5 protein-coding genes are annotated in these 4,099 nt (G+C 54.6%); all 5 read left to right on the forward strand.

The features are described 5' to 3' along the window. The first annotated feature begins 694 nt into the window (after positions 1–694). On the forward strand, positions 695–1,315 hold the full coding sequence (locus HMPREF2572_RS02990) for an NAD(P)H-binding protein (RefSeq protein WP_070496207.1): 621 nt from the start codon (positions 695–697) through the stop codon (positions 1,313–1,315). A 185-nt stretch (positions 1,316–1,500) separates the two neighbouring features. Beyond that, complete coding sequence (gene rnhA / locus HMPREF2572_RS02995; protein WP_070496208.1) at positions 1,501–1,938, forward strand: ribonuclease HI; 438 nt, start codon at positions 1,501–1,503, stop codon at positions 1,936–1,938. A 10-nt stretch (positions 1,939–1,948) separates the two neighbouring features. Further along, positions 1,949–2,263: a hypothetical protein gene (locus HMPREF2572_RS03000; protein ID WP_070496209.1), complete on the forward strand. Its 315-nt coding sequence runs from the start codon at positions 1,949–1,951 to the stop codon at positions 2,261–2,263. Then, entirely contained in the window at positions 2,260–2,658 is a 399-nt protein-coding gene (locus tag HMPREF2572_RS03005; protein ID WP_070496210.1) for an HIT family protein, read from the forward strand. Before HMPREF2572_RS03000 ends, HMPREF2572_RS03005 begins: the two co-directional genes overlap by 4 nt. A 102-nt stretch (positions 2,659–2,760) precedes the next feature. Beyond that, positions 2,761–3,954, forward strand: a complete 1,194-nt coding sequence (locus tag HMPREF2572_RS03010) for an LD-carboxypeptidase (RefSeq protein ID WP_070496211.1) — start codon at positions 2,761–2,763, stop codon at positions 3,952–3,954. Positions 3,955–4,099 lie beyond the last annotated feature (145 nt).

The following is a 4,099-nucleotide window of genomic DNA, read 5'->3' on the forward strand; positions in this document are numbered from 1 at the left end:
CCTCTCCCACGGGGAGAGGGGATTGAGGATACTGAGATTCAACCATTTTGGGCTTCTCTGCCACTTGGAGTTTCCCTGCCACCCCATCCCCTCTCCTCGTGGGAGAGGGGATGGGAGAGGGCAAAGCACCAAACCGGTAAGTCAATTCCGCAGACAAAGCTCACGCTACGGCAGTTGTTATAAAACCCGCTTTACCCGTTTCAGACGACCACCACTCTGTCGCAAAAGAAAACCCAAAAGAAGTAGCGTGGGCTATGCCCACGACCACGCAGCATCAATCACAACAAGGTCGTCTGAAAACGCAGTTTCAACGAAGTTAAAACGAACGCAGTAAGTTTCACCGAAACCCAAATACAGATTTCAGACGACCTTTGGGTTAAAGTCGCGTGGGAAGTCCACGCTACGACAGCCCCGTTTTGGGCTTTTCTGCCACTTAGAGTTTACCCGCCAACCCATCCCCTCTCCCCGTGGGAGAGGGTTAGGGAGAGGGCAAAGCACGAACCGTGCGAGGTACGCTTTTGGGTTTCAGTTTAACAATAGTCGGAACGTAGCGTGGGCTATGCCCACGACCACACAACATTCAAATGCAAACAAGGTCGTCTGAAAATCAAAAATCCTTACCCCACACAACTCTTCCACAACAAAGTGGACAAATTATTGAACCCCTTACCATCCGACACGCAAAGGAGTCCCCATGCAACTCATCTTCGGCGCCAACGGCCCGTCCGGCCGCGCATTCATCCGCACGCTCACCCACCCCGCCGACACCGTCGCCGTATTAAGAAAGCCGTCTGAAGATTCGTTCTTCAGCGAACACCACATTCAGACGACCGTAGCCGACGCGCTCGATGCCGATGCGCTCGACAAAGTGTTCGCACAATACCGCCCCGACAGCGTCATCAGCTTCGTCGGCGGCAAAAACGAACAAGGCATACGCAGCGACGCACTGGGCAACATCAACATCATCGCCGCCGCCCAAGCCACCAACTCGCAAGCCCGTTTCATCCTGATTACCAGCATGGGCTGCGGCGAACAATGGGACATGATGAGCGAACCCTTCAAACAAGCCCTCGGCGAAGCCGTCCGCGCCAAAACCGAAGCCGAAATCTACCTCAAACAAAGCAGCCTGAACTGGACCATCCTCCGCCCCTGCGGCTTAGACAACAGCGAAGACAACCGCCACATCCTGACCGACCACCCCGACGGCATCCCTAAAAACTACATGAGCCGAAACGGACTCGCCACCGCTGTTGCTGCCGTTCTGCAAGACCCCGACAGCATCGGCAAGGTTTACACCGTCGGCGCAGGCAGTTAACACCGCGCCCATAGCCAAACAGGTCGTCTGAAACCGTTTCAGACGACCTGTTTTCTATTGCCGACAAGCGCAACGCCAATCAGCGCGGCATCCATTCATCCGCTTAACCAACCATTCCCAAACCCCGCTTTCAGACGACCTCCTGCCTTGTGTTATGATAATGGCTCTTCACACAAAGGTATTTTATGGACAAACCCGTCTATCTCTACACCGACGGCGCATGCAAAGGCAATCCCGGCGCCGGCGGCTGGGGCGTGTTCATGCGTTACGGCGCACATGAAAAAGAACTGTTCGGCGGCGAAGCGGAAACCACCAACAACCGCATGGAGCTGACCGCCGTCATCGAAGGCCTGAAATCCCTAAAACGCCGCTGCCAAGTCGTCATCTGTACCGACTCGCAATACGTCAAAAACGGCATGGAAAGCTGGATACACGGTTGGAAAAAAAACGGCTGGAAAACCGCCGCCAAAAAACCGGTGAAAAACGACGATTTATGGAAAGAGCTGGATAGTTTGGTTCAACAGCACGAAGTCCGCTGGACGTGGGTAAAAGGCCACGCCGGACACCCTGAAAACGAAAAAGCCGACGAACTTGCCAATCAGGGCGCGGCAAAATTTTTATAACATTTCATCCATGACTGCACTCAAACATCTCAAACCATTCTTTTGGATTGCCATCATTGCATTGATTTGTGTGACGCCCAGAGCGCTTATGTTCGCCTATTCGCCCTTTCATGATGTCTATGATTTTTTTCGCTTTGGCTTGTGCGATCACATTGAGAGTGCCGAAGAATGTGACGACTTAATCACGCCCGCCTATTTATTTTGGTGGTTTATACCTAAACCGTGGCTTTTCGCATTCACATCTCTGAGTGCCATTTACCTCGTTCTAAAAATCCTGATTGAAATCATCCGATTCCTATTCAGACTGAGAAAGAAAAACCCATGACCTGCCCCATCTGCACTGCCGACAACGAAGATATTTTGCTGCGAACCCCAAACCTGCGCGTCATCGCCGTCCACAACGAAGCCTCAGCCCCGGCATTCTGCCGCGTCATCTGGAACGACCACATCGCCGAGATGACCGACCTTTCAGCCACCGAACGTGCCGAAATCATGGAAATGGTGTATAAAGTCGAAGCCGCCATGCGCCAAGTATTCCATCCCGCCAAAATCAACCTTGCCAGCCTGGGCAACGTCGTTCCCCATCTGCATTGGCACGTCATCGCCCGCTTTGAAAACGATGCCAACTTTCCCGCCCCGATTTGGGCAGCCCCCGTCCGCGAACACGGCATGACCCTGCCGGACAACTGGACGGAACAAGTCAAAGCCCTGCTGGCGTAACATTCAGACGACCTCAATAGGCGTATCGGATACCGCATATCAACCGATTTTCAGACGACCCCTGCCAAAAAGGTCGTCTGAAACCCAACCAAAGGAAACCATATGACCTGGCAAACCTCCCGCCGCCATTTCCTCCGAGCCTGCTCCGCCGCAGCCGGAGCCGGACTGCTGCAAGCCTGCGGCACCGGCACGACCGTTACCCCGTCCACTCAAACCGGCAACACAGCGAAAGCCCAACCCGTGCAGCCCAAAACCAGCCATCCCCCACGCTCCGGCGACAACCTCCTCCGCGTCGTCGCCCCTTCCGGCTTTGCCGAAGACCCCAACCGCGTCAACGCAGGCTTGACCCGCCTCTATAACGCAGGTTTTACCGTGACCAACCAACAAGCAGGCAGCCGGCGCTATCAACGCTTCGCCGGCTCCGACGCCCAACGTGCCGCCGACTTCCAAGAGGTCGCCACCGGCCGCGTTGAAACACCCAAAGTCCTCATGGGTTTGCGCGGCGGCTACGGCGCGGCACGCATCCTGCCGCAAATCGACTTCGCCTCACTCGGCGCCAGAATGCGCGAACGCGGTACTTTGTTCTTCGGCTTCAGCGACGTTTGCGCCGTCCAACTCGCCCTGCTCGCCAAAGGCAATATGGTAAGTTTCGCCGGCCCCATGGTTTACAGCGAATTCGGCAAACCCGAACCCAGCGTCTTCACCATGGATTCGTTCATCCGCGGCACCACCAACAACGTCAACATTATCGACGTTCCCACCATCCAACGTGCCAACGTCAACGTCGAAGGTACCTTATGGGGTGGCAACCTCAGCGTTCTCGCCTCCCTCGCAGGCTCGCCCTATATGCCCGACATCCAAGGCGGCATCCTGTTCGTCGAAGACGTCAGCGAACAACCCTACCGCATCGAACGCATGTTGAACACGCTTTATCTTGCAGGCATCCTGCAAAAACAACGCGCCATCATCTTCGGCGACTTCCGCATGGGCACCATTCGCGATGTGTACGACTCAAGCTACGACTTCTCCGCTGTCGTCAACCACGTCTCACGCACCGCCAAAGTCCCCGTCCTGACAGGCTTCCCCTTCGGACACATTACCAATAAAAGCACCTTCCCATTAGGCGCACATGCCAAAATCCACAGTACAACCAACGGCGGCTACACCGTAACCTTCAGTGGCTACCCTACCCTGAACCCCGCAGCCCTAACCCTCAACAACCTGCTGCCCCCGCCCGTGCCGACGTTCAACGGCTCTACCTACCGCAGCACGACAACCGAAGAAGTCATCGAATAAACAAGCTTTCGATTCAAACAAAGGTCGTCTGAAAATCCGAATCGGTTTTTCAGACGACCTTTTTCTATCCAATAAACTTCACATAATGAGGGAATGAGCGGGACTATAGTGGATTATAGTCAATTAAAAACAAAATGGTACAATA

The organism is Neisseria sp. HMSC064E01 (assembly GCF_001808875.1).
Classification (GTDB): Bacteria; Pseudomonadota; Gammaproteobacteria; order Burkholderiales; family Neisseriaceae; genus Neisseria; species Neisseria sicca_A.